This is a genomic window from uncultured Desulfovibrio sp. (assembly GCF_910584445.1).
In the GTDB taxonomy this organism is placed as follows: Bacteria; Desulfobacterota; Desulfovibrionia; order Desulfovibrionales; family Desulfovibrionaceae; genus Desulfovibrio.
Window position 1 is genome coordinate 60,960 of the sequence record NZ_CAJUBO010000009.1, and the last position, 25,784, is coordinate 86,743.

Below are 25,784 nucleotides of genomic sequence, written 5' to 3' on the forward strand. Positions count from 1 at the left end.
CTGTATGGACAATCTCGGCAAGAATACTGTGCGGTCCCACAGCGGCGAGGGAGAGGGGAAAACCTTTCCCTTCTTCCTCCGCCGTCCCGCGCGGCGCAGGCGCACGCCCCTCTCTGTGGGGGAAGAGGTCCACAGCAAGGGCAATATCGTCCTTGTCACCGATGGGGCGTCCATCCCCAACCCCAGCGAGCGGCGGCTCGTCAATGCGTGGTCCATCGCCCTGGTGGGGGCGCTCTGCGCGCTCTTCTCGCTCTGTCTGCTCTGGCCGGACCCGTACCTGCGTATCCTGCTCTATCTGCCTGACGGTGTGCTCATCACCTTTGAGATCACCGTGCTTTCCATCTGCTTTGCCGTCCCCCTGGGTCTGCTCACCGGTCTCGGGCGCATCTCGCGCAACCGGTTCATCAATCTGGTGGCCTCCACCTATGTGGAGGTCATCCGCGGCATTCCGCTCCTTGTCCAGCTGTTCTACATCTATTACGCCCTTTCCCGCTTTTTCCAGGTGAGCGGCGTGGCCTCGGCCGTGACCGCCATCAGCATCTGCTACGGGGCCTATATGGGCGAGGTCTTCCGCGCGGGCATCATGGCTATCCCCAAGGGACAGAGCGAGGCCGCCCGCTCGTTGGGCTTCAACCGCTTCCAGACCATGTTCCTGGTGGTGCTGCCCCAGGCGTGGCGCACCATCCTCCCCCCTGTCGGCAACGAATGCATCGCCATGCTCAAGGACACGTCGCTCGTCTCCATCCTGGCGGTGCCGGACATCATGCAGCGCGCCCGGAGCTTTGTGGGCACCACCTATCTGTATTTCGAAACATACACCGTGGTGGCGCTCATCTATCTCATCATCACTCTGGTGCTCTCCAAGTGCGTGAGCCACATGGAGGCGCGGCTCAACTATTACGACGGCAAATAGGCCGCTGGCGGCCATCGGGTCCGCGGCGCCCCGGCATCTCCCCCGCGTCTCCCGGCGCGGGGGACTTTGCTTTTGCGGCCATTGATGGTAGGATGGATGCGGCGGTCAGGGAGGGGCCGCCATGGCGCCGGGGCGTTGGGGACGCGCCGGCGGAGGGAGGAAAAGGAGTCCTCATGTTTTGTGACCAGTGTGAACAGACCGCCAAGGGCGTCGGCTGCACCGTGGCCGGCGTGTGCGGCAAGAATGCGGAAGTGGCCCTGCTTCAGGATCAGCTGATCCATCTGCTGCGGCGGCTCGCCCCCCTCGTGGAACAGGCGCGCTCCCAGGGCATGAAAACGGAGATCTATGACGATTTCATCGCCGATGCGCTGTTCGCCACGCTGACCAATGTGAACTTTGACCCCGACGCCATCAAGTCCCTGCAGACGCAGGCCCTCGTGCATGCGCGCACCCTCGCCGCCGAGCTGGGCGAAGTGCCCGAAGACCTGGCGCTCTCCATCGAGGAATACCGGGCGCGGCTTCCCGAGACCGTGGTGGGCCTGGGGGCGTTCAGCAGCGACGCGGATGTGGATTCCGCCATGCAGATGCTCCTCTTCGGGCTGAAGGGCCTGTGCGCCTACAAGGATCACGCCGCGCGTCTCGGGCAGCGCGACAGCGCGCTCTCGTCCTTTGTCTGCCGGGCGCTGATGGCGGGCACGCAGTGGGACGGCCAGGTGCGTGACCTGGGCGCGTGGCTCGACCTTGTGCTCGAATGCGGCCGGGCCAACCTCAAGGCCATGGAACTGCTGGACGCGGGCAATACCGGCCATTTCGGCGATCCTGTCCCCTCGCAGGTCGATCTTGGGCACCGCAAGCAAGGCCATCCTGGTTTCCGGGCATGATCTGCTGGACCTCGAGGCCCTGCTCAGGCAGACCGAGGGCACGGGCATCAATATCTACACCCATGGCGAGATGCTGCCGGCGCACGGGTATCCCCGTCTCAAGGCATTTCCGCATCTGGCCGGGCATTTCGGCACGGCCTGGCAGAACCAGCAGAAAGAGCTGCCGGACTTTCCCGGTCCCGTGCTTTTCACCACCAACTGCATCCAGAACCCGCGCGCCTATGGGGACAAGGTCTTTACCACGGGCAACGTGGGCTGGCCCGGGTGCGCGCATTGCAAGGACCGCGACTTCTCGGCGGTCATTGAAAAGGCGCGGGCCATGCCCGGCTTCGCGGAGGATGCGCCCGGCGCGAAGATCCTCACGGGCTTTGGCCGCAAGACCATGCTCGGCGCCGCGCCCGCGGTGCTGGATGCCGTCGCCCAGGGCAAGCTGCGCCACATCTTCCTGGTGGGCGGCTGCGACGGCGCCAAGCCCGGCCGTAACTACTATACGGAATTTGTGGAAAAAACGCCCGCGGATACTGTGGTCCTCACGCTTGCCTGCGGCAAGTTCCGCTTTTTCGACAAGGACCTGGGCATGCTCGGCGATCTGCCGCGCCTCATGGATTGCGGCCAGTGCAACGATGCCTATACGGCGGTGCGGACCGCCACGGCGCTGGCCGAGGCGCTCAAGTGCGAGGTCAACGACCTTCCGCTTTCCCTGGTGCTCTCCTGGTACGAGCAGAAGGCCGTTGCCATCCTGCTGACCCTGCTGGCCCTGGGCGTGCGGAACATCCTCATCGGCCCGAGCCTGCCGGCCTTTGTGTCTCCGGCCATCCGCAAGATCCTTGCCGAACAGTGGGGCCTGCGCCTCATCAGCACGCCGGAGGAAGATCTGGCGCGGCTGCTTGGCTGATACCCGCAACAGGAAAACATGCCGCCCGGAAGGCCTCCGGGCGGCATTCTGCGGCCCCGCGCGCGAGCGCGCGGGCGCCCACGGGAGGCGCGCATGCGGCGCAAAGATCGGGAACGGACAGATGCCGGATTTTTTGACGAAGTCTTCAGCGCGGCGGAGGTGCTGTTTCTGGCCTTCAACACTGGAGAGGCTCCCTATTGCCTGCCGGTGAACTTCGCGCGCGAGGGGGAGCATATCTATATCCATTGCGCGCCCGAAGGGCTCAAGCTCGACTGCGTGCGGCGCGATGACCGCGTGGCCTTCAGTTGCGCCGTGGATGTCGTCATCGACCGCGCGCATTCCTCCACATACTACAGATCGCTCTGCGGCACGGGGCGTGCCCGCATCGTCGATGCCATGGAAGAAAAGCGCCACGCGCTGGACTGCATCGGCGAACGCTATGCGCGCTGTCCCCGGCCCACGCCGGAGGCCACGGCGCGCCGCGTGACGATCCTCCGCATCGATATCCGGACGCTGACGGGCAAGCAGGCCGTGGCCGGCTGACACCCGGAGACGGCGGCGGCCGCATGCCGTCGCCCGACGGCGGAAAGACCGCCGGAGCGTGAAAAAATACGGGCGCCGTTCGGAACAACGGCGCCCGTGAAGTTTTTGCGGGGTGGGGGATGCCGCTCCCCTGCCCGGTGCGATCAGGCCTGCGGCGCGGGCGCCGCTGCGGGGGCGTCCTTTTTCTCGACGGCCTTCTTCTCCGGCAGGGGCGGCTCCACGATGCTGCCGTCAGGCTGCACCATGGACAGGGCGCGCACCGGGCAGGCCTCCATGCAGGCGGTGATCTTCTTGCCGTTCTCCATGCGCCAGGCGTGGCACATATCGCAGCGCACCGCCACCTGACGCCCCGGAGCCACCAGGGCCGGGGCCTCTTCGCCTTCCGCGGCGGGCAGCTCATGCGCGGCCGCGTCCAGGGAAATGGTGCCGTACGGGCAGGCGGAGATGCACATCTTGCAGGCGATGCACAGTTCCTCGGAGAAGCGGATGCGGCCGTCCTCCTCCTGCTGGAGCGCGCCGGTGGGGCAGACATTGCAGCACGGCGCCGGCTGGCACTGGTGGCAGCGCACCGTTGTCTTGAGTCCTTCCGCCTTGACCACCTGGACGCGGGCGACCAGGACATCGCGGTGCTTCATGGCTTCCTTGAAGCTCATATTGTGGTGGGCGGCGATGCAGGCCACCTCGCAGCGGCGGCAGGCGCGGCATTTGTCGGGAGTGACGCGGATGTGTTCAATCATGGTGCGCTTCCTCGGTATCGACGCGCAGGGACTGGAGTGTCAGCCCGTGCCCGCCGCTGAAATGGATGTTTTCGCTGCCGCACTGGGGGCAGACGAAGTGACGGTGCCGCAGTTCAAAGCTCTGGCCGCAGTCCTCACAGCGGCAGGCCAGAGGCGCGGTGTTGAGGGTCAGCGTGGCGCCCTCGGCTTCCGTGCCTTCGGCGAAAAGTTCAAAACAGGCCTGGAGCGTCCGTTCCTCCACACAGGCGATGAGTCCCATCTCGCAGACAAGTTCCTCGATCCGGGCGATGCGCCGTTCAGGATGCGCGTCATTGTGCTCGTGAACGGACTTCAGGGCCAAATCCAGCAGCCCCTGGACCAGACTCGCCTCATGCACGGGAGACCCGTTTCCCGGCCTGAACGCCGGTCCGCGCGGCCACGGGAGGACGCGTCAGGCCCCGCATCGGACTCAGCGCTCCGTGCAGGACACGCAGGGGTCGATGCTGTTGGTGATCAGGGCGACATCCGCCACGGCGCAATCGCGCATCATGACGCCCAGCGACTCCCAGTTCATATAGGAGGGCACGCGCCACTTGAGGCGTTCCGGCGTTTCCGTACCGTTGGTGCGGATGTAGTAGAACACCTCGCCGCGCGGCGCTTCGCTGCGGGCCGTCGCCTGCGTGACCGGAATGGGATTCATGGCGCAGGCGATGGGTCCTTCGGGCATCCGTTCGCAACACTGGCGGATGAGCTTGAACGATTCAAAGATCTCGTCCAGCCGCACCTGCGTGCGCGTGTGCACGCAGCAGCCGTCCTTGACGATGGCGTTGAATTCCAGTTCGGGATAGGCCGCGTAGGGCGATTCCTTGCGGACATCGTTCATGACGCCTGAGCCGCGCGCCACAGGGCCGACCACGCCAAGGCGGATGGCGTCTTCCCTGGGGAGCAGCCCGATGCCCTTGGTGCGCGTCACCACATTGAGGTTCGTCCTGTAGATGTCGCGGATCTCCTCGATCTGCGGTTCCATCTTGTCGATCTGCGCGCGGATGTATTCCAGCAGTTTGGGATCCACATCGCACTTGACGCCGCCCAGGCTGTTGGACGCCAGGTTCATGCGGTTGCCGTAAACCGTTTCCTTGACATCCTGAATCATCTCGCGCACTTCCATGACGTGCATGAAGAGCGACTTGAAGCCGATGATATGCGCCTGGATGGCGGTATTGAAAAGGTGCGAGGCAACGCGCTTGATCTCTTCCGCAAGCACGCGCAGATAGCGCGCGCGGGGCGGAATGCTCATGCCCAGCGCGTTTTCCACAGCCATGCAGTAGGTGAAGGAATGGCTGTTGGAGCAGAGGGAGCACACGCGCTCGGTGAGCGTGACATTCTTGATGAGGTTGCGCTGCTGGGCCATGGCCTCCATGCCGCGATGCACATGGCCGGAGGTGAGGTTGACGCTGCGGATGGTCTCGCCTTCCACCTCAAGGCGGAAATAGACGGGTTCCTCCAGCGCCACATGGACGGGTCCGAGGGGCATGGTAAAGGTGTTTTTGCTCATGACCGAGACTCCTTGCTCTGGAGGATGCGCTCCCAAAGGTCCGTGGAGCTTGCGCCGTTCATCATGATGGAGAGCGGCACCATCTCGCCGAGGAGGCCCTTGTCCAGCTCCTCGTCCAGGAAGAGGCGGCGGGGATTGGGATGGTTGATGATCCTGATGCCATAGAGTTCCATCATTTCCCGCTCGTGCCAGTCGGCATTGGCGAAGAGCGGGGTGATGGAGGGCACTTCGGGCCACTCCGCGTCCAGAAGCACCGTGAGGTTGTACCCGATGCCCTCAAGAACGAAGTGGTAGCAGAGCGCCTGCATGCGTTCGCCTTCCGCATGGCGGTTATAGGCCGAGATCATGGCAAGGCGGGCGCCCTGGGAGTGCAGTATCTCTGCCGCCTGAAGGAGCTGGTGCGGCGTGTCGAGCTGGAACCAGTGGTACGCATTGCCGAAGCTGTCGCTCGTGTGGCGCACGCTGCCGCCATGGGCGCACAGAGGCTCGATGCCCTCGATGACCGTTGTATTGCCGCGAATGATGTCGTGCATGGGGTGTCCTGTCCTGAAGGTTATCACTACCGTAGGAATAATATATGTCGTTTTCAGCGCTTGTCCGCCCTGACGCGGCAACTTTCCGCGCGCCTAGCGCGCTTCTCCGTTTCCTTGTGCCGGTTCCTCGGCGGGCAGGTTCATCTGGGTGGAAGGCGCTTCGCTGAGTCCTGTCACATCCCCCTCGGCCGGGGCGGGCGGTTCGGGCATGGCAGCGGCGGCCCTGGTTTCCGCATCCTCCACGGCGGGAAAGACCTGCTCGATGCGCTTGGCGTCCTCGAGCTGGCGGCACTTGGGGCAGAGATGCCGGATCTCCTCGGCGGAGATCTCCGCGTTGTGCGCGTAGATCCGTTCCGCCAGCCTGGCCGGGATGGGCCGGATGAGCGTGCCGCAGTGGGCGCACGGCTCATAGTCGATGGTGTGCTGCTCGAGCAGCTCATACTTTTCCGATTCAGGATGGGCAAGATGCCAGTCGTTGCTGATGCTCATGGCCCCGGTGGGGCAGTAGTGGCGGCAGGCCGCGCACAGGCAGCACGAATCGCGCCAGATGGTGATGGTATAGCCGCTCTTGTCCGGCTTGGGCGAAATGTCGATGGCGCCCGCCGTGCATACATGGCGGCAGACGCCGCAACCCACGCACAGTTCGGGATCGATGACCGCCTTGCCGCGCAGGCGCTCGGGCGTGAAGGTGGGACCCAGCGGGAACGGATCGGTGCTCGGCCCTTCAAGCAGATTGCGGAACAGAACTTTCAGAAAGCCCGCCATGTATCAGTCCTCCTGAGCCTTGGCGTCAATGGAGTGGGGGGCCGCAGGGGCGCCGGAACGTTTCGCCGCGTCCACGGCCGCGGATGTGCCCGCGGCACGGTGCAGCCAGCCGGGCTTGCGCCCCATGAGTCCGCAGACATTGTGGCAGACGCCACACTGGCGGCAACGCTCGCCGTCGTCGCGCAGGACCGTCCGCAGACGCGCCGCGCAACGCCGCATCAGGCTGCCGCCGGATGCCTTCATCCCTCGATGCCCAGTTTTTTCAGCCAGATGTCCCGTGCCTGGACCACGCCCTCAAGGATGGACTGGGGGCGCGGAGGGCAGCCGGGAACATTGACGTCCACCGGAAGATAGCGGTCAATGGGACCCTCGATGGAATAGCCCCCCCGGAAGACCCCGCACGAGATGGGGCAAATGCCCACAGCCACCGTTACCTTGGGTTCCGGGATCTCGTCCCAGACCTTGAGCACCCGGTCCTTGACGCGTGTCGTCAGCGGCCCGGTGATGAGCACGATGTCCGCATGGCGCGGGCTGCCGCAGTACCGGCAGCCGAGGCGCTCCACATCGTAGCGCGGGATGCAGGCCGTGGTGGCGAGTTCCACATCGCAGCCGTTGCAGGAACCCGCATTGATGCGGAAGAGCCACGGCGAGCGAACGGAAAGTTTTTTCAGCAGATTGTCCAGAGCCACGGCTGCCTCCTTACATCACCCAGACAAGAATGAGACTGCACAGCGCGAGCGCGGTGGGCACCGTCACATAGAAGCGGAACGCCTGCTCAATGCGGTAACGTCCCGTGGCCGACTTGACAATGGTGAGCGAGATGAGCATGAGCGCCAGGCACTTGAGCACGAACCAGACCAGGTTGACCGGCCACCATTCGCAAATAGTCCCCGGGAAGAAGAGCGCCACGCCCAGGCCAAGCACCACGAAGGTCTTGAGCGCGCTCGTCACCTGGAAGAGCGCGAGCAGCGGGCCGCCGTACTCGAGCAGCGGACCTTCGAGGATCTCGGTCTCCGCTTCAGGAATATCGAAGGGCGCCGCGCCCATGGTGCCGGGCAGGAAGATGAGGTAGGCGAGCAGGGCCGGGATCATTGCCGGGTTGAGTCCCAGCGAGCCGTTCTGCTGCTGCCAGGCCACGATCTTGAGCAGGGAGAATTCCGCGCCCCAGTCGCCGCCGCTCATGGCCTTGCCCACCAGCATGGCTACCGAGAGGAGGATCATGAGCAGGGGCGTCTCATAGGCGAGCATGAGCAGCATCTCGCGCGAGAAGCCCATGGCGCCGAACGGCGAGCTGGAGGCGGAGCCGCCCAGCATGAGCGCCATGGCCGGAATGGGCAGCAGGTAGAAGATGACGAGCAGGTCGCCCATATTGAAAAGCCCGTCAAAGACCCCGGAAATCGGGATGAAGGCCGCGCAGACCGCCATGCCCGTGAAGCCGAAAACCGGCGCCAGCAGGAAGGCGGAGCGCACCGCCGTTTTCGGGATGAGCGTTTCCTTGGTGAGGAGTTTGGCCGTGTCCAGCCAGGGCTGGATGAGCGGCGGACCCACGCGGCGCTGGAGGCGCGCTTCCACGCGCCGGTCCAGAGCCTTGAAGAAGAAGCCCACGATCAGGGCGAAGGCCCCGCCGGGAAAGATGCACATGTGCAGGATGGCAAGCAGGGTGTCGCTCATGAGCGGTTCTCCTTGGGGGCGCTGTCGCCGCCGAGCAGGCGCACGAGGTCGCCGTAGATGCTGGACGGCGTCATGCGGCTGGCAGCCGTTTCGACCGGCAGGCCGCAGGTGTGGACGTCGATCTCACGCAGGCGCGTGAACCGGCGCACGAACCAGGCGCCGCCGAAAAAGGCCAGCGCCATCATGACGAAGATGCCCGTGGCATTCCAGGTGCCGGGTCCGGACAGCACGCCCGAGATGCCCACATCCAGCGGAGAGGCGCCGTACTGGGCGAGGATGGTGTTGATGGGACCAAGGGCGAGGCCCGGGAAGACGCCCGTGAGCACGCAGCCCGCGGCAAGGATGCCCATGGGCACGCGCATGACCAGCGGGGCCTCCCTGACCTCATCCAGATGCTGCCCCGGCTGCCCGAGGAAGGCCGCGTGCATGAACTTGGCGACATAGGCCAGCGTGATGACGCTGCCCACCAGAGAGAGCAGGGCCAGGAACGGCTGGTCCGCCTGCATGAGCGCATGGTAGATGATCCACTTGGAGGAGAAGCCGCTCGTGGGCGGCACGCCTACCAGCGAAAGACCGGCAATGGCGAACATGCAGAGCGTGAAGGGCATCTTGCGGCCGATGCCGCCGAGGTCGTCGAGCGTCTCCCTGTGCGTGGCGAACATGACCGCGCCGCAGATGAGGAAGAGCAGGTCCTTGAAGAAGACATGGTTGATGAGGTGGAGCATGCCGCCCGCGTAGCCGAGCGCGCCGCCCGCCGCCACGGCAAGCACCATGTAGCCGAGCTGGCTCACCGTGGAATAGATGAAGACGAGCTTGAGTCCGTTGGCGCGCAACGCCTGGATGGCGGCCATGATGATGGTGATGCCGCCGATCCACATGACCGCGGTGGTGATGACCCCCTGCCCGAAGCCGCCGACAAGGCCCGCCAGGGCGAAGCCGCCGCCAAGGAGCATGAAGAGCTTGATGAGACCGACGATGGCGCTCTTCAGGAGGACGGACGAGATGTAGCCGGAAACGGGCGTGGGAGCCAGCGCCGGGTGCATCTGCCAGTCGATGCGGAAGGGCAGTTGCGCCGCCTTGAGCACGAAGCCCACAGCCAGGAGCGCCATGCCGAGCCATGCGGCCCAGGGGTTCGCGCCCATGAGGATGCCCGAGAGCAGGCTCGTGTTGAACGGCGTGAAGGGACCAAGCACGGCCAGCCCCACAAAGAGGAAGCCCGCGCCGAAGAGGTTGAAGAGGAAATACTTGAACGCTTCCCGCAGGGAGGCCCTGTCGCCTTCATGGGCAATGGCGAGATAGAGCGTCCAGGAACTCATGATTTCCCAGAACAGGAAGAAGCTCAGCAGATACTGGCTCGCCGCCATGCCCACCAGGCCGCCGCACATGCAGGTGAACGCGCAGTAGAAGCGCCACTGGGAATGGCTGTGCGACATATAGCCCACGGCATAGGCCATGTTCACCGCGCCCACCAGCGGCACCAGCAGGGCGAAGCAGAAGGAGAGCGTGTCCAGCCCGCGCCCGAAGAGGACGACGAGCAGCGCCGTGAGCAGCAGGACGCCCACGCTCATCCAGCCGGCCATGCGCGGCCGTCCGCAGAAAAGGGCGGGCAGCACGGCGCCGAAGACCGGGAAGATGACGTAGATGGGCCAGTTGACGCTCATGGCCTCAAGGATGGCCGGAGCCTGCTCCGGGGCCGTATAGGCGAGGGAGGCCACGGGCAGCACCAGGGGCATGAGCAGTTGGGGCGCAAGGCCGAAGAGCAGGCTCAGGACAGCCAGGGCAAGCATGGCGAGGCGCATGCCCAGCGGCGCCTCCTCCACGGCGGGAAGGTCCGCCGGACGCTGTTCAAAGACCAGCGTTTTGAGGATGCGCGCGTAGTAGACGGCGCCCACCAGCGCGCCCGCCAGCAGGAGCACGGCCACCCAGAGGTGCCCGGCGCTGGTGGCGGCCTGGATCATGAGGAACTTGCTGTAAAAGGCGCCGAAGGGCGGCAGGCCCATGATGCTGATGAGTCCCACGCACATGCAGGCCACCGTCCAGGGCATCTGGTGGCCGAGGCCGCGCAGGTCCGCGAGGTTGCGGCTGCCGGCGCGCATGATGAGCGCGCCCGCGCCGAGGAAGAGCAGGTCTTTCATCACCGCGTGGGTGAAGACATGCCAGAGCGCGCCCGTCGTGGCGAGCCAGGTCCCCAGGCCGAGCACCAAGGCGATCTCGCCGAGCTGCCCCATGGTGGAGTAGGCGAGCATGCGCTTGATGTCGCTCTGGCAGAGGGCCATGATCTCGCCGTAGATGAGCGTGGCCGCGCCCATGCCGCAAAGCCAGGTGCCGAACCAGGAGAGGCCGAACATGCCGGGCAGCTCGCCTTCGGCCTGGCCGGCGCCAATGATGACGACGCTCAGGATGCCGAAGATGCCCATCTTGGTGATGACGCCGGAAAGGGGCGCGGACACCGAGGAGGGCGCCGCCGGATGGGCATCGGGCAGCCAGGAGTGGAGCGGCACCAGGCCCGCCTTGACGCCGAACCCGGCGAGACAGAGGATAAGCCCCGCCTGGAGCCAGAAGGGGAGCTGGAGGGCCGCGCCCGGCGCAACGGCGAAGGCGTCGAGCAGGATGAGTCCGGGCAGCATGAAGAGCGCGCCGCCCGCGCACATCACATAGTACTTGAGGCCCGCGTCAAAGGCGGCCTGGCGTTCCTCGTGGACCACGAGGAAGTAGGAGGCGAAGGTCATAAGCTCCCAGTAGCCGTACATGCCCAGCGTGTTCGAGGCGGAAACGATGCCCGCCAGCGAGGCGAAGGTCAGGAGCAGGAAGAACCAGTACCAGCCCTTGCGGCCGTCATGGATGTAGTTCAGCGAATAGACCGCCACCACGAGGCCGATGAGGGTGATGATGACAAGGAAGAACCGCGCCAGCGGCGTCGCCTCGATGACGCAGACCGCCGCGAGGGCGCAGGCGAAAAACAGCGTGCCGATATACGGCGCCGCCTTGACGCGCAGCAGGAATGCCGCCCCGGTGACGAACGCGCCCGCATAGAGCCACCAGAAGGCCGGATGCACGAGGCTGTGCGGCGCCGCGATGCCGAAAGCCCCGCCCACGGCATCCGTGAACGGGCCGCGGAACAGGCCGAGCAGGGCCACGGCAAGCCCCAGCAGGAAGAGCAGGGGCGTCAGGCCGGAATCGGCGCTGAAGAGCGGGCAGCGCCGGCCGGAGGCCTCCGCCCCGCCGGCGGCGCCGTCACGCGGCCGTTCCAGGCAGATGCGGCGCACGGCATCCACATACAGCCAGATGAAGACCGTTGTGGCCGCCGCCATGAGCATGAGGCAGAAAAAGCCGCCGTTGGGCAGGGCCTCCAGCAGGCCGAGGGTGATGAGGGCGCGCGCCTCCGGCAGGAGAAAGGGGCTGCCCCCGACGGCGGCCAGAAGGCCCAGGGCAAAGAGCGCGCCGGCCCACGGCCGTTGCCTGCCCGCGCCTTCAAGGGCTTCCAGCGTGGGACCGGCGGCGAACCCGCGCAGGAGGCAGGCGCCCCCCGCGCACGCGCCGGACGCGGGAACCTCGGCTGTCGAGAGCCTCGCCAGAGCGCACCAGGCAAGGGCGCGCGCGGCGATCTGGAAAATGGCGAAGAGCCAGATGCCGGCAAGCCCGATCTCCGCCTGGGCGCAAAACGCCATGCAGATGACGCCGAGGTCGTGCAGGGCGCCCCACAGCACAAGCCTGCGGGGATCGTTGCGCTGCTGCACGGCCTTGGCGGTGGCGCAAAGCAGGAGGAGTGAGCCGAGGACCAGCGGCAGCCAGGAACCGCTTGAGGTAAACAATGCTGCTGTCATAGATGCCCCGTTTGGCTAGGATTTCCAGCCACGGCCCCGCGTCCGGCGGTGGGGGGACGGGCCTTGGCAGGCCATTTCCGTGCCGCACGGAGTCGACTGAAAAATTCGAATATGTTGGACCTTAGCCTATTCGGGCTATCAACACAAGGGAGAAAAAAATTTTTTCCGATGTGAAAAAAAGTATTTTCAGCCGCCCGTTCCGGCAGCGGCCGGCCATGGGGCGTTGCCTTGCCATCTTTCCCCGGGTATGCGAAAATATGCCGTTGTCCGCATCGGCAACGCCGCGTCCCGGGGGCGGATGCCCGACCGGCCCGGTTTCCGGCCGTTGCGGGGGCTGGCGCCGCGCATGCGGCAAAGCGCCCTTGTTTGTCTCTACTCGCGCATCGTCGCAGGGAATGCCATGGCAAGAGAAAGCCGCTCCGCGCGTTGCGCGAGTCCCCTGCAGGAGCGGGACACATGCCTCGCCCTGACCTTCCTGCTGCTGCTTTTCTGGATATTCTTCCGGTGGACGCCCCTCATCTGGGGGGCGATGGGCATGCTCTTGCTGGGCATGACCGTTCCGGCGGCGCTGCGTCCGGCGGCGTGGCTCTGGTTCGGGCTTGCGCGCGCTCTCGGCGCGGTGACGTCCCGCCTGGTGCTCACGGTCGTCTATGTGGCGGTCCTCCTGCCGGTGGCGCTGATCCGCCGCCTGCTCGGCAAGGATGACCTGAAGCTTGCGCTCTGGAAGCGCGGGACGGGTTCCTGCTTTCTCCGGCGGGAGCATGTGTTTTGTCCCGAAGATTTTCGGCATCCATATTAAAATCAAGGATCGACGCCCGGAGCCGTTGCCGGGCGCAGTGAGGTTTCCATGGGCTTTGTCACCGATCTGGCGGGATTCTTGAAAACGCGCAAGAAATTCTGGCTGCTGCCGCTGATCATCATCCTGGTGGCCCTGTGTTCCCTGCTCGTCTTCGCGGGGGGCAGCGCCATCGCGCCCTTCATTTATACCATTTTCTGATGCCTATGAGCCAGCCGCGCCATATCCTCGGCATTTCCGCCTATTATCACGACAGCGCCGCGGCCCTGCTCCGGGACGGCGCCATCGTGGCGGCCGCGCAGGAAGAGCGCTTTTCGCGCAAAAAGCACGACGCCTCCTTCCCCGCGGGCGCCGTGCGCTATGTGCTCGAGGAAGGGGCCGTCGGCCTGGACCAGGTGGAGTCCGTGGTCTTTTACGACAAGCCCTTCCTCAAGTTCGAGCGCCTGCTGGAGACCTACCACGCCTTTGCGCCGCGCGGGCTCACGAGCTTTCTCACGGCCATGCCCGTCTGGATCCGGGAGAAGGTCTTCATGCGCTCCCTGCTGGAAAACGCCCTGCGGGAATGCCTGCCGCCCGGCGGCACGCTGCCGCCCCTCCGTTTTTCGGAGCATCATCTCTCCCACGCGGCCTCCGCCTTCTTTCCCTCTCCGTTCACGCAGGCCGCCGTCCTCACCGTGGACGGGGTGGGGGAATGGGCCACGACCTCCATTGCCCGGGGGGACGGCGATTCCCTGGAGAGCCTGCTCGAGCTGCATTTCCCCCATTCGCTGGGCCTGCTGTATTCGGCGTTCACGGCGTATTGCGGCTTTCGGGTCAACAGTGGCGAGTACAAGCTCATGGGCCTGGCGCCCTACGGCGACCCGCGCGCGGAGCGGACCCGCGAATTTGAAGAAAAGATCAGGGCGGAACTCATCGACATCCGGGACGATGGCTCCTTCGTGCTCAATATGCGCTATTTCGCCTACGCCACCGGCCTGCGGATGTATGACGAGCGCCGCTGGCGGGCGCTGTTCGGCATTGGCCCCCGCGCCGCGGAAAGCGGGGACATGCCGCAGGCCTATATGGACCTGGCCCTCGCCATCCAGAACGTGACCGAGGACGTGGTGGCGCGTCTGGCGGCGACCGCGTGCGAGCGCGCCGGTTCGGAAAATCTTTGCCTTGCGGGCGGCGTGGCCCTCAACTGCGTTGCCAACGGCAAGCTGCTCAGGAGCGGCCGGTTCCGGAACATCTGGGTCCAGCCCGCTTCCGGGGATGCGGGCGGCGCCCTCGGCGCGGCGCTGGCCTACTGGCATATCGGGCTTGGCATGCCGCGCACGCCCGCGCCCGGCGACGCCATGGGCGGCTCCTATCTCGGCCCCGCCTTCGGCAGGGAGGCCGTGGCCCGCGTCTGCAAGCGCTTTCACGCGCCCTGCCATGTCATCGACGACGAGGCGGAACTGACGGCCACCGTGGCGGATCTGCTTGCGGCGGGCAAGGTGGTGGGCTGGTTCCAGGGCCGCATGGAATACGGGCCGCGCGCCCTCGGCAACCGGAGCATCCTCGGCGACCCGCGTGACCCGGACATGCAGAAACGCCTGAATCTGAAGATCAAGTACCGCGAGGGCTTCCGCCCCTTCGCCCCTTCGGTGCTCGCGGAAGAGGCGCAGTCCCGTTTCGGGCTTGACGGCGCGGCATCGCCCTACATGCTGCTGGTGGCGCCCGTGGCGGAAGAGCTGCGCCTGCCCCTGCCGGAGAACTATCAGGAGCTGCCCCTCTGGGAGCGCCTCTACTGCCGGCGTTCCAGCCTGCCCGCGGTGACGCATGTGGACTTCTCCGCGCGCGTCCAGACCGTGAGCCGGGAGACCAATCCCCGCTACTGGGCGCTGCTCGAGGCCTTCCGGCGCAGGCACGGCTGCCCGGTGCTTGTCAATACCAGTTTCAACGTGCGCGGCGAGCCGGTGGTCTGCACGCCCGAGGATGCCTATCTCTGCTTCATGCGCACGGAAATGGACTGCCTTGTGCTGGGCGATGCCCTGCTCTACAAGGAGGAGCAGCCGCCCCTGCCCGATGACGGCTCGTGGCGGCAGGAATACACGCTGGACTAGCCATGGCGATGGATACCTCCAGGCTCCCGCGCCGCGTGGCCGGCGCGCTGCTGTTCTGCTTTGTGGCTGTCGCCGTTGCGGCCGTGCTTCTGGTGGAGCGGCTGCCCGTCGCGGCCCAGATCTTCTGGCTGGCGGAACCGCTGCTGCTGGGCGCGGGCCTCATGGCGCTGGGCGCGGCGTTCCGGCGCCCGGTGGCGGTCTATGCCTGCATCTTGCTGGGTTCGCTCTGTCTGGCGTTTGCCTGCGCGGAGCTGTACACCCGGGTGGTCCCTTCGCTTTCCAACCCCGGCAACAGGGACGATTCGGCCCACAGCCGCTACCTGAAAAGCGGCGAGGCCGAGGGACGCTTCCATTTCCTGCCGGACGAGCTGCTCGGCTATGTCCATCCCGCGGGGGGACGGCTCGCGCATCGCAAGCTGCACGGCGACGAGCTGGTGTTCGACACCCTCTGCACCCTGGACGGAGCGGGGCGGCGCGTCACGCCCGCGAGACCGGACGCCGCCAGGGCCGTCCTGCTGTTCGGCGATTCCTTCACCTTCGGCGACGGCGTCGAGGATGGGGAGACCTTTGCCTGGCGGCTGGGCGAAGCGCTCGGCCCGGACTGGCAGGTCTTCAATTATGGCGTCAGCGGCTACGGCGCGCACCAGGCCCTGGCGCTCATCGAAAGCGGGCGCATCCCCTTTGCGGCCCTGCGGGGACGCTACCGGGAGATCTTCGCCTTCTTCCTCAGCATCGGCGACCATCCGCGCCGCGCCTGCACATGGTTCAGCCATGGCCCGCGCTATGTGTCCGCCGGCACGGACGCCCGGGACGCCAGGCGCGTGCGCCATGCCGGGGCGCTCCCGGCCACGCGGGGCGACGTGACGGCCAGGCTCCTTTCCGGCTCCACCTTTTTCGAGTCCATCTATCCCCGCCTGGTAGCCACAAGGGCCACGGCGCTGCATCTCGACATTCTGGAGACCTGCGCCAGGGACCTTGCCGTGTGGCATATCCCGTTCACCGTCCTGCTCTGGCCCGACTGCGAGCAGCTCCTCCCCGCATTGCGGGAGCGCCGGGTGGACGCGGTCTCCCTGGCGCCGCGGTTCCCCACCCCCGGGTCCGCCTGGACGGGCACGCCGTCGCAATGGCGCGTCTCGCCCTGGGACAGGCACCCCAACGCCAGGGCGCATGCCATCATCGCCCAAGCGCTGGAGGAACTGCTGCGGCGTCCCGCGGCGCAATGACCGCGATTTCCATATCCATGATACGATCCACAGGGTCCGCTCCGCGTGTGCGCTGACGATGCGTCGGCGCTGTGCGGGCAATACGGGATCTGGCGGCGCCGGCGGCAGCGTGTGACAGCGCCCAAGAGAAAGGGGCGCCCTGACGGGCGCCCCGGGGAACTGCGTCACGCGGCCGGGCCGCTGGCGCGGTCTTACATGGTGCTGCCGGAAGCGGCGCGCTGCATCTTGATCTCGACCTTTTCGGTCAGGCCTTCATAGTACTTGCGGAGAATGGCGAGCACTTCGGGACGGCCGAAATGATCCGGCACCTCCGCGCCTTCGGAGAGCATCTTGCGCAGCTTGGTGCCGGAAAGGATGACGCGGTCTTCCTTGCCGTGCGGGCAGGTGCGCATGGAGGCCATGCCGTCGCACTTCTTGCAGTAGAAGGTCCAGTCGATGTTGAGCGGCTGGCAGAGCAGGCGTTTGCCTTCCTCGGCGGGCACCGGGATCTTGCGGAAGATCTCCTGGGCCTCGAACATGCCGTAGAAGTCGCCCACGCCCGCGTGGTCACGGCCGACGAGCAGGTTGTTGATGCCGTAGTTCTGGCGGAAGGTGGCATGGAGCAGGGCTTCGCGCGGGCCGGCGTAGCGCATGTCGAGCGGGTAGCCGGACTGGATGACGAAATCCTTGACGAAGTAGTTGTCAACGAGGGTGTCGATGCACTTCACGCGCACTTCGGCCGGGATGTCGCCGGGCTTGAGCGAGCCGACCAGGGAGTGGATGACCACGCCGTCGCAGACTTCGATGCCGATCTTGGCGAGGTATTCATGCGAGCGGTGCATGGGGTTGCGGAGCTGGAGCGCGGCCACTTTCTGCCAGCCGCGTTCGTCGAGCTTGGCGCGCAGCTGGGCCGGGGTCATATAGACGCCGGGGAAGCGCTCGGGGAAATCGCCCTGCGAGAGCACCTTGACCGGGCCGGCGATGTTGTACTCCTTCTGCGCGAGCACCATCTTGACGCCGGGGTGGTCGTTGGGGGCCACTTCCCAGAACTTTTCGGAATCCGGGCCTTCGCCCTTGAAGACCAGCTCGCATTCCCACTTCTTGTCGGCTTCGGTCATCTCGTAGATTTCCTCGACCTTCATGGTCGCCATGATCTCGCCGTTGCGGACCAGGGCGACTTCCTCGCCGACCTTGATCGCCTTGGCGTCTTCGGCGGAAATGTCGAGCGTCACCGGCACCGGCCAGAAGGTGCCGTCGGTGAGCAGCATCTTTTCGCAGACGCTCTTCCAGTCCGCCTTGCCCATGAAGCCATTGAGGGGCGAGAAACCGCCAATGCCCATCATGATCAGGTCGCCCTTGGCGCGGGAAGAGATCTCGATCTTCTTCAGGCCCTCGGCCTTTTTCTTTTCATCTTCCAAGGCCTTGCCTTCCAGAAGGCAGCACACAAGACCTTTGCCGCCATGCGGGGGTACCAGTTTGGACATCGCGAAATCCTCCATGTTTTGGTTCTGGGCGTCCCGCGCCCGGCGGTTGCCCCCAGGCAGTCCGCGGGGCGGGTCCAGGGCGCGTTGTCAGGCGCCGCTTGCAGAAATGGTTCCGCGACCATCTTGTGAATAATCTAACAAAAAGTCAACCACCTCTGAAAACTTTTCGTGCTTGGGTGCGGCCGGACGGGCGCCGGACGAACGAGGGGATGGCTGGATATCCTTGCCTGGCGGGGGATATCCGGGACAGACGCGGGGGAGTTTCAGACGCCGATTTTTTCGCGGATGGTTGCGATCCTGTGCCCGTAGGTGTGGGCGGCGCGCAGGTGTTCGCGCCAGGCCCGGCGCAGCTCGCGCGCCCCGGCCGGATCGGCGCGCAGGCTTGCGAGGCGCGGGCCAAGTCCGGCGGGGGAGCGCAGGGTGATGGGTTCCGCGAGCGTCCGGGGAAAGATGTCCAGGCCCGGCGTGGCATCGCTCAAAAGTATCCCCCCGGCGGCCCAGACGTCGAAATGGCGCTGGCTCAGACTGTGCGGCAAAAGCAGGCTGGTGACGTTGAGGACGGCGCCCGCTTCGCGGTAGAGCCGGGGCAGGCTGCCGTAATAGTCCGCCGGCGGTTCCGGCTCGCAGCCCGGCACGAGCGCGCGCCAGAGTCCGTCGCCCGTGACGCGCAGCCCCAGGGGCAGGGCCGCCGCGAGCCAGCGGGCGCGGTTGGCCTGGGCGCAGCGTTCCGCGCCAAGGCCCGCGCACCGGACGGCGTGCCCGGGCCAGGGGCGGACCGCCAGCCGTTCCCGCCACCAGTGGAAGTGCGCCTGCCCGTCGGGGCGCGCGTCGCGGGCCAGAAGGGCCGAAGCCTCGGCCGCGGCGTCTTCCGGCACCTGCGCGGCCGCGAAAAAGCGTTCCCGATCGGGAAAGGCCGCGCGACCCACGAAGCGGGGGGGCAGACAGGCCAGACGGGCGGCCTCGGCCGCATCGGGCAGGGGGCGCCACATATGCGGCGCCACGGCCAGCGGCAGGTGGTGGACGCTGCGCGCCCCGGCGGCGCGCAGGCCGTCGATGAAGCTTGCGTCCGTCACGAAGAGCGCGGCCTCGCGCCACCAGGGGAGCCGCGTCGCGGAAAGGATATGCCAGGGATTGTCCACGAACCAGAGCGCCACGGGCACGCCCAGCGCCCGGCAGCAGTGGAAGGCGCGCCCCTCCGGGTCCATGCCGCGCAGGTTGACGGACAGGACGAAGGCGGGCGCCCGGCCCTCCCAGATGCCGGGCAGCGGCGTCCCGCCGGCCGTCGCGGGCCAGCCCTCCAGCGGGGCGAAGCCCGCCTCCGCGAGGGCTTCGCGCAGCTCGCGGTGCAGCAGGCGCGTGTCGTCACCGGGCAGCCAGACGGCGGGCGCCCCGGGGCGCGGAGCCGTCAGGCGGGGGGCGATGTCCCCGGCCTCCAGCCCGCCCAGGAGCGGACCCCAGAAATCGGGGGCCAGGCGCAGGGACGGCCGGTACAGGAAGACGGCGGCGTCCCCCGGGCGCGTGATGGCCTGCGGCGGCAGGGCCTGCCAGCCGGGGGGCGGGGCAAAGCCGTCCGGGCGCAGGCGGCGCAGGGTCTCCGGCTCTTCCACCCAGAAGACCGTGCCGCCGCGCTCCAGCGCCGCGCGCGCAAAGGGCAGGTCCTGCGGGCTGCCCGGGCCGAGACCGAGAAGAAGCAGGTCCCGGCGCGGGGCGTCCGCGTCCAGACGTTCCCAGGCCGCCGGCGCGTCCGGGAGGCTCAGGAGACGCCCGGCGAAGTCCGCGAGGCGCGCCCGCGCGGGGGACGCCGCCGGGGAGGGGGTTCCGCTGTTGGCGCGCATGCCCGGGGCCTCACCGCGACGGCGAAAATGCCGGGCATGACGGGGGGGCGGACGATCCCGCCGTGGCGGGAGCGCGCGTCGCGTCCCGGGACGAAAGGGCGGTATGGCGTTGCGGCATGGCTCTCCCTGCGATGTCCGCTCAGTGACGCGGGGGAACAGATGCGGGCGCCGTGGCGCCCTCCACCGCCTCAAGGCCGAAAAAGCGGCGCGCGTTCCGCCCGCAGGCGCGCCAGAGATCTTCCGGCGCCATGCCCCGCGCCTCGGCCACGGCTCTGGCCGTGAAGACCGTATAGGCGGGTTCGTTGCGGGTGCCGCGCCAGGGCACGGGCGAAAGATAGGGGGCGTCCGTCTCCAGCAGGAGGCGGTCTTCGGGGATGAGGGCCACGGCTTCGCGCAGGGGCGCGTTGGCGGCATAGGTCACGGGTCCTGGCACGGAAATGTGCCAGCCGTTGGCGAGGATGCGCCGCGCAAGCGCGGGGCCGCCGCCGAAACAGTGCCAGAGCAGGGGATAGCCCGTGAAGCCCCGCGCTTCGAGGAGCGTCAGGCATTCCTTTTCGGCCTCGCGGCAGTGGAGGACCACGGGCCTTTCCAGGGCGCGGGCAAGGTCGAGCTGGGCCGCGAACGCGGCCATTTGCAGCTCGCGCGGGCAGTCGTCCCAGTGAAAGTCAAGCCCGATCTCGCCCACGGCCCGCAGGCGCGGCTCGGCGGCAAAGGCCGCCGCCATGGCGTCCAGACACGGCGGTGTGCAGGTCTGCCCGTCGCAGGGATGGATGCCGAGAAGGAAGAACACTTCCGGGTGGTCCGCGAAGGACCCGCGACGTTGGTGGAAGGCTTCGGGAGAGAGAAAGACGTTGCCGATGCCGGTGATGCCCACCGCGCGGGCGCGGGCGAGGACAGCTTCGCGGTCGGGGTCGAATTCCGGCCCGTCCAGGTGCGCGTGGCTGTCCACACCACCGGGAGGCAGCGGCAGGGTGAGCGGGTCGATACGTTGCGGTTTCTTGTGTCCCATACCTGGTCCGGCGGGGTGAACGGGGTGGGGCGGCGGACGCGGCCGGCCTGTCCGGCCGCGGTGGCGAGCATAGCAAAGCGGCGCCGGCCGCGCAAGAAAGCCATTGCCATGGCGGATGTTTGCGCGTAAAAGGCGAAGCGCGCCGCGTCGGCACCGACTGCGCCGCAGAGCGGTTTCGCAAGGAAATTGCGTCAACGCTCCGGGCGGATGCGGGAGCGGACGCCCGCGCCGCACTACGGCGGAAAACCACAGAAAAGTGCTCTACTGGGCGCCAGGGGGAAAGCATGCACTTGAGAAAGCGGATTCTCGTCACCGGCGGCTCCGGGTTTCTGGGTTCGCACCTCTGCGCCAGGCTTCTTGCCGAGGGGCACGAAGTCATCTGCGTGGACAATTTCTTTTCCAGTGCCCGCGCCAATGTGGAAGAACTCATGGACAACAAGCGCTTTGAGCTTATTCGCCATGACGTGACCTTTCCGCTCTATGTGGAAGTGGACGAGATCTACAATCTCGCCTGTCCGGCCTCGCCCATCCACTACCAGCACGACCCCGTCCAGACTATCAAGACCTGCGTCCACGGGGCCATCAACATGCTCGGCCTCGCCAAGCGCGTGGGCGCGCGCATCTATCAGGCCTCCACCAGCGAGGTCTATGGCGACCCCGAGGTGCATCCGCAGCCCGAAAGCTACTGGGGGCACGTCAATCCCATCGGCATCCGCTCCTGCTACGACGAGGGCAAGCGGTGCGCCGAGGCCCTGTTCTTCTCCTATCGGCGCCAGGGCGGCCTGCCCATCAAGGTGGGACGCATCTTCAACACCTATGGTCCCAAGATGCACCCCAACGACGGCCGCGTGGTCTCCAACTTCATCGTCCAGGCCCTGAAGGGCCAGCCCATCACCATCTACGGCGACGGCAGCCAGACGCGTTCGTTCTGCTATGTGGACGATCTCGTGGAGTGCATGATCCGGTTCATGGCTTCGCGCGAGGACTTCATCGGTCCCATGAACATGGGGAACCCCGGTGAGTTCACGATCCGCGAGCTGGCGGAAAAGGTCGTGGAGCTGACGGGCAGCGGCTCCCGCATCGTCTGCGAACCTCTGCCCGCCGATGACCCGAAGCAGCGCCGGCCCGACATCACCCTTGCGCGCCGGGAACTGGGCTGGGAGCCGCAGACGCCCCTGGAGGCGGGACTGGAAAAAACCATCGCCTATTTTGACGGCCTGCTGAAGCAGGGGCTTCTCTGACACAGGGCTTCTCCGGTCTCCGCGTGCGGACGCGGACGCCGGAAACGCGGGGCACAGCTCCGGTCCCTGCGGCGGCTGCGCCGGCGCGCGGGCGGCATGTCCGCCCTCCGGCGCCCTCCCCGACACTTTTTTGCGTGCGCGGTTTTCCATGGATTGCTATCTTGCCGGTCTTTGCGTTTTTCTTGCCGGGGCAGTGTGCCTCGGGCTTCTGGCCGTGGCCGCGTCGTTCACGCCCCCGCGCCCCAGGCGCAGCCGCCGCGTCAACGCCCTTGGCGCCGGATGCGCGGCCCTGGGCTGCGCCCTGGGCCTCGGGGGCGCGGCGGGCGCCCTGCTGGACGGCGGCGATGCCGCGCTCCGGCTCCCCTGGGGCCTCCCGGTGGGCGCCTTCGCGCTTAAGCTGGATGCCCTGAGCGCCTTTTTTCTGCTGCCGGTCTTCGGGCTGGGGCTTGTCTGCGCGCTTTCCGGCGGCATGGCGCTGCGCGGAGTGCGGCCGGCCGAGCACAATCTTGCGGCGCACTGGTTTTTCTTTCTCCTGCTCCTCCTCGGCATGGCCGGGGTGGTGTGCGCGCGGGACGCCATCCTCTTCCTCCTCGCCTGGGAGATCATGTCCCTCGCGCCGTTCTTTCTCATTGATTTCAATGATGGCGACAGCAAGGTGCGCGACGCCTCGTGGGTCTATCTGGTGGCGGCCCATCTGGGGGCGGTCTTTCTGCTCGCCTTCTTCATCCTGCTCTGGCAGGTGACGGGCAGCACGGCGCTGACCATCGAGGGCTGCGCGCCGCTGACCGACGCCGGGGCGGGGACGCTGTCGGCGCTCTTCCTGCTTGCCGTGGCCGGTTTCGGGGCCAAGGCGGGCGTGGCGCCGCTCCATGTCTGGCTGCCGGAGGCGCACCCCGCCGCGCCCAGCCATGTTTCGGCCCTGCTTTCCGGGTCCATGATCAATGCCGGCCTGTACGGGCTGCTCCGTTCGCTGGCCCTGCTGGGCGGCACGCCATCGGCGGGGGTGCTCGGGGCGCTCCCCGAGTGGTGGGGCTGGTTCCTGCTGCTGCTGGGCCTTGCCACGGCGCTCCTGGGCATCCTCAAGGCGCTGGGGCAGGGCAATCTCAAGCGCCTGCTCGCCTATTCCAGCGTGGAGAACATGGGCCTCATGTTCATGGGCGTGGGCGCGGGCCTGCTGGGCGTGGCCGCCGGCGACGCCTGGACGGCCCTGCTGGGCTTTTCCGGGGCGCTGCTCCATATGCTCAACCACGCGGGCTTCAAGGGGCTGCTCTTCCTGTGCGCGGGCGAGGTGCTCCATGCGGCGGGCACTGTACGCATGGAGCTGCTGGGCGGCCTGCAGCGGAGGCTCCCGCTCGTGGGCGCGGCCTTTGCCCTGGGCGCGGCCGCCATTGCCTGCCTGCCGCCGCTGAGCGGGTTTGCCTCGGAGTTCGTCCTTGCCATGTCGCTGCTGGACGGCGCCTCTTTCCCCGGCGTGGAGCGCCAGCTCTGCCTTCTGTTCACCCTGGCGGGCCTGGCGCTGGTGAGCGGTCTCGCGGCGGCGGTCTATGTCCGCGCCTATGGCGCCACCTTTCTGGGCGAGCCGCGCACGGGCTTTGCCGCCAATGCCCACGCGACGGGCTGGCGCGGCCTCTGGCCGCTGGCGCTTCCCGCGGCGGCCTGCGTGGCCGGGGGCCTGTTCGCGCCGTACTTTTTCGACCTTGCCGCGGGAACGGCGCTCACGGCCATTCCCTTCCCCCATGGCCTTGTGACGGATCTTCCTGACGTTGACGCGCAGATGCGCCGCAGCCTCGCCATGGTCTCCATGGTCGGCGGGGGCGGCGTCGTCCTGGCGTTCTGCCTTTTTGCCGCGCGCGGCCTGCTGCTCCGGCGGCGCGGTGTCCTGCGGGAAAAAACGTGGGGCTGCGGCTACCAGGCCTCCTCGGCGCGTGTCCAGTATACGGACGCGTCGTTTTCCGAACCTCTGGCGCGGCTGTTCGCGCCGTTCATGGGCCTGCGGACGCGGGGCGGGGCGCCGGAGGGGATCTTCCCCGACCGCGCCGCCTTCAGCGTGGCCGCTCCGGACCGCCTGCGGACGCATTTCTTCGCTCCGCTTTTCGAGCTGGTGGAACGGGTCTGCAATGCCTGCAAGATCCTCCAGCATGGCAAGATCCACCTCTATATCCTCTATATCCTCGCCACCGTGGTGGGGCTTCTCGTCTGGGGACTCAGGCCATGAGCGCGCCGACCGCCTTTCTCCTCCAGCTGGCGCTGGCCCTGGTGCTGGCGCCGCTGCTGCCGGGCATCATCAACCGTGTCAAGGCCATGGTGGCCGGGCGGCACGGCAAGCCCCTGCTCCAGACCTATTATGACCTTGCCAGACTGCTCGGCAAGGGCGAGGTCATCAGCCGCACCACCACCTGGACCTTTGCGGCGGCGCCGGGGGTGTCGCTGGCGGCGGCCCTGTGCGCCCTGGCGCTTCTGCCGCTGGGGGGCGTCCCCTCGCCGCTGGCCTTTGGCGGGGATTTCCTGCTGGCGGCGTACCTGCTCGGCATGGGGCGTTTCGCGGTCATGCTGGCGGCCCTGGATACAGGTTCTTCCTTCGAGGGCATGGGGGCGAGCCGGGAAGCGGCGTTTTCGGCCCTGGGCGAACCCGCGCTCTTCCTCGCCTTTCTGACGCTCACCAGCCTGAGCCTCGACCTGGGGCGCGGCGTCGCCGACGCGGGACTGGACGTGCGCGCCGCCTTTTCGCTCTCCGCGCTGTTCAATGGCGACATGGCGGCATTCTGGCAGGCGGGGCGCCCCGAGCTGCTCCTGGCGCCCGCGGTCTTTTTCGCCCTGCTGCTGGCGGAGAACTGCCGCATCCCGGTGGATGATCCCACCACCCACCTGGAACTGACCATGATCCACGAGGTCATGGTGCTTGACCATTCCGGGCCAAACCTTGCCATGATCGTCTATGGAGCGGCGCTCAAGCTCTGGTTTTTCGCGGCCCTGGTGGCCGGGCTGCTCGTGCCGCCGCTGCCGCTCTGGGAGCATGCGGCGCTTTCCGTGCTGGCCGTTCTCGGCATTGGCGTGGCCGTGGGCGTGGTGGAGTCCGCCATGGCCCGTCTGCGGCTCACGCGCGTGCCGCATTTTCTTGGCGTGGCCGCCGCCCTGGCGGCCCTGGCCCTCATCCTGACGCAGGCCCGCTAGCGCGCCGCCGCATCCCCGGAGAACATCGGACCCATGATCACGCTGACCTCGCTGTTTTCCACCATCCTTTTTCTTCTGCTGCTGAACAACCTGCTGCTGCTCGGCGCGCCGGGCATTGCCCCGCTCATCCGCCTCACCGCGTTTCAGGGCATTTTGCTGGCGGTGCTCCTGCTCGGCATGGACCATGCCCTGCTCGCCTGCGCCATCTTCGGCATCAAGGGCGCGTTGCTGCCCGGCCTTCTGGAGCGCACCCGGCGCAGGCTCGCCACCACGGATGAGCCTCGGCCCCGCCTCCATCTCGGCGCGGGGGTGTTCACGGGCATCCTGGGCCTTGTGTTCTCGCTCTGGCTGGAGACGCGCCTGCCCATCCTGCCGCATCTGTTCCCGCCGCTGCTCCTGCCCACGGCGCTGACCACACTGTTTTGCGGGCTTATCCTGGTGGTGGGGCGCGCCACGGCCATCTCGCAGGTCATCGGCTACCTTGTGGCCGAAAACGGCATCTTTCTTCTGGGCGCCCCGCTCATGGCCGCCGGAGCCATCTGGTTTGAACTGGCCCTGCTGCTGGACATTTTTGTGGCGGTCTTCGTCATGGGCAATGCCATCGGGCATATCGGCGAGACCTTTGATTCCATCGACACGGGCCGCTTCCGCAGCCTCAGGGACTGA

22 protein-coding genes and 1 pseudogene are annotated in these 25,784 nt (G+C 67.1%); 11 read left to right on the forward strand and 12 right to left on the reverse strand.

The features are described 5' to 3' along the window. Window positions 1-4 precede the first annotated feature (4 nt). The 3 genes and pseudogenes from QZ294_RS05805 (at window position 5) to QZ294_RS05815 (ending at window position 3,232) form a co-directional block, all read left to right on the forward strand. Window positions 5-913 carry an amino acid ABC transporter permease gene (locus QZ294_RS05805; protein ID WP_297047876.1) on the forward strand — a complete coding sequence of 303 codons (909 nt, stop codon included), beginning with the start codon at window positions 5-7 and terminating at the stop codon, window positions 911-913. Window positions 914-1,086: 173 nt separating this feature from the next. Next, window positions 1,087-2,689, forward strand: a pseudogene (gene hcp / locus QZ294_RS05810) (hydroxylamine reductase). Window positions 2,690-2,782: 93 nt separating this feature from the next. Next, on the forward strand, window positions 2,783-3,232 hold the full coding sequence (locus QZ294_RS05815) for a pyridoxamine 5'-phosphate oxidase family protein (RefSeq protein WP_297047878.1): 450 nt from the start codon (window positions 2,783-2,785) through the stop codon (window positions 3,230-3,232). Between the two features lie 143 nt (window positions 3,233-3,375). Here the strand turns inward: QZ294_RS05815 and QZ294_RS05820 are convergent, their stop codons facing one another. From QZ294_RS05820 to QZ294_RS05860, 9 genes are all read right to left on the reverse strand, one after another. After that, window positions 3,376-3,969, reverse strand: coding sequence for a 4Fe-4S dicluster domain-containing protein (locus QZ294_RS05820; RefSeq protein WP_297047880.1), 594 nt, complete (start codon window positions 3,967-3,969; stop codon window positions 3,376-3,378). Then, window positions 3,962-4,345, reverse strand: coding sequence for a hydrogenase maturation nickel metallochaperone HypA (locus tag QZ294_RS05825; protein ID WP_297047882.1), 384 nt, complete (start codon window positions 4,343-4,345; stop codon window positions 3,962-3,964). Before QZ294_RS05825 ends, QZ294_RS05820 begins: the two co-directional genes overlap by 8 nt. 72 nt (window positions 4,346-4,417) lie before the next feature. After that, window positions 4,418-5,503: a nickel-dependent hydrogenase large subunit gene (locus tag QZ294_RS05830; protein ID WP_297047884.1), complete on the reverse strand. Its 1,086-nt coding sequence runs from the start codon at window positions 5,501-5,503 to the stop codon at window positions 4,418-4,420. Next, the gene (locus QZ294_RS05835; protein ID WP_297047885.1) at window positions 5,500-6,036 is read right to left on the reverse strand and encodes an NADH-quinone oxidoreductase subunit C; all 537 of its coding nucleotides are present in this window, start codon (window positions 6,034-6,036) and stop codon (window positions 5,500-5,502) included. Before QZ294_RS05835 ends, QZ294_RS05830 begins: the two co-directional genes overlap by 4 nt. A gap of 93 nt (window positions 6,037-6,129) precedes the next feature. After that, window positions 6,130-6,801 (reverse strand): 4Fe-4S binding protein, encoded by a 672-nt coding sequence (locus tag QZ294_RS05840; RefSeq protein WP_297047887.1) that lies wholly within the window; start codon window positions 6,799-6,801, stop codon window positions 6,130-6,132. A 3-nt stretch (window positions 6,802-6,804) separates the two neighbouring features. Then, window positions 6,805-7,044, reverse strand: a complete 240-nt coding sequence (locus QZ294_RS05845; RefSeq protein WP_297047889.1) for a hypothetical protein — start codon at window positions 7,042-7,044, stop codon at window positions 6,805-6,807. After that, complete coding sequence (locus QZ294_RS05850; protein ID WP_297047891.1) at window positions 7,041-7,490, reverse strand: NADH-quinone oxidoreductase subunit NuoB; 450 nt, start codon at window positions 7,488-7,490, stop codon at window positions 7,041-7,043. The genes QZ294_RS05845 and QZ294_RS05850 overlap by 4 nt, the downstream gene beginning before the upstream one ends. A 10-nt stretch (window positions 7,491-7,500) precedes the next feature. Further along, the gene (locus tag QZ294_RS05855; RefSeq protein ID WP_297047893.1) at window positions 7,501-8,472 is read right to left on the reverse strand and encodes a respiratory chain complex I subunit 1 family protein; all 972 of its coding nucleotides are present in this window, start codon (window positions 8,470-8,472) and stop codon (window positions 7,501-7,503) included. Further along, the gene (locus QZ294_RS05860; RefSeq protein ID WP_297047895.1) at window positions 8,469-12,296 is read right to left on the reverse strand and encodes a proton-conducting transporter membrane subunit; all 3,828 of its coding nucleotides are present in this window, start codon (window positions 12,294-12,296) and stop codon (window positions 8,469-8,471) included. Before QZ294_RS05860 ends, QZ294_RS05855 begins: the two co-directional genes overlap by 4 nt. Before the next feature lie 400 nt (window positions 12,297-12,696). Between QZ294_RS05860 and QZ294_RS05865 the strand changes: the two genes are divergently transcribed. Genes QZ294_RS05865 through QZ294_RS05880 form a run of 4 tightly spaced genes read left to right on the forward strand, consistent with a single transcriptional unit; the run spans window position 12,697 to window position 16,399 of the window. Next, on the forward strand, window positions 12,697-13,095 hold the full coding sequence (locus tag QZ294_RS05865; protein ID WP_297047897.1) for an SxtJ family membrane protein: 399 nt from the start codon (window positions 12,697-12,699) through the stop codon (window positions 13,093-13,095). A 48-nt stretch (window positions 13,096-13,143) separates the two neighbouring features. Then, window positions 13,144-13,293: a DUF5989 family protein gene (locus QZ294_RS05870; RefSeq protein ID WP_297047899.1), complete on the forward strand. Its 150-nt coding sequence runs from the start codon at window positions 13,144-13,146 to the stop codon at window positions 13,291-13,293. A 5-nt stretch (window positions 13,294-13,298) separates the two neighbouring features. Next, on the forward strand, window positions 13,299-15,176 hold the full coding sequence (locus tag QZ294_RS05875; protein WP_297047901.1) for a carbamoyltransferase: 1,878 nt from the start codon (window positions 13,299-13,301) through the stop codon (window positions 15,174-15,176). A gap of 2 nt (window positions 15,177-15,178) precedes the next feature. After that, entirely contained in the window at window positions 15,179-16,399 is a 1,221-nt protein-coding gene (locus QZ294_RS05880; protein WP_297047903.1) for an SGNH/GDSL hydrolase family protein, read from the forward strand. A gap of 191 nt (window positions 16,400-16,590) precedes the next feature. On the opposite strand, the gene sat is transcribed toward QZ294_RS05880, so the two are convergent. The 3 genes from sat to QZ294_RS05895 all read right to left on the reverse strand — a co-directional run bounded on the left by sat (window position 16,591) and on the right by QZ294_RS05895 (window position 20,706). Beyond that, window positions 16,591-17,862 (reverse strand): sulfate adenylyltransferase, encoded by a 1,272-nt coding sequence (gene sat / locus QZ294_RS05885; RefSeq protein WP_297047905.1) that lies wholly within the window; start codon window positions 17,860-17,862, stop codon window positions 16,591-16,593. A 263-nt stretch (window positions 17,863-18,125) separates the two neighbouring features. Continuing rightward, on the reverse strand, window positions 18,126-19,697 hold the full coding sequence (locus QZ294_RS05890) for a glycosyltransferase (RefSeq protein ID WP_297047907.1): 1,572 nt from the start codon (window positions 19,695-19,697) through the stop codon (window positions 18,126-18,128). A gap of 139 nt (window positions 19,698-19,836) precedes the next feature. Next, on the reverse strand, window positions 19,837-20,706 hold the full coding sequence (locus QZ294_RS05895; protein WP_297047910.1) for a TatD family hydrolase: 870 nt from the start codon (window positions 20,704-20,706) through the stop codon (window positions 19,837-19,839). Window positions 20,707-20,990: 284 nt separating this feature from the next. On the opposite strand from QZ294_RS05895, the gene QZ294_RS05900 reads away from it, so the two are divergent. The 4 genes from QZ294_RS05900 to QZ294_RS05915 all read left to right on the forward strand — a co-directional run bounded on the left by QZ294_RS05900 (window position 20,991) and on the right by QZ294_RS05915 (window position 25,784). Further along, window positions 20,991-21,947 (forward strand): UDP-glucuronic acid decarboxylase family protein, encoded by a 957-nt coding sequence (locus QZ294_RS05900; protein ID WP_297047912.1) that lies wholly within the window; start codon window positions 20,991-20,993, stop codon window positions 21,945-21,947. Between the two features lie 148 nt (window positions 21,948-22,095). Then, window positions 22,096-24,162 carry a proton-conducting transporter membrane subunit gene (locus QZ294_RS05905; RefSeq protein ID WP_297047914.1) on the forward strand — a complete coding sequence of 689 codons (2,067 nt, stop codon included), beginning with the start codon at window positions 22,096-22,098 and terminating at the stop codon, window positions 24,160-24,162. Next, window positions 24,159-25,118 (forward strand): NADH-quinone oxidoreductase subunit H, encoded by a 960-nt coding sequence (locus QZ294_RS05910; protein WP_297047916.1) that lies wholly within the window; start codon window positions 24,159-24,161, stop codon window positions 25,116-25,118. Before QZ294_RS05905 ends, QZ294_RS05910 begins: the two co-directional genes overlap by 4 nt. Window positions 25,119-25,151: 33 nt before the next feature. Continuing rightward, window positions 25,152-25,784, forward strand: a complete 633-nt coding sequence (locus QZ294_RS05915; RefSeq protein WP_297047918.1) for a hydrogenase-4 component E — start codon at window positions 25,152-25,154, stop codon at window positions 25,782-25,784.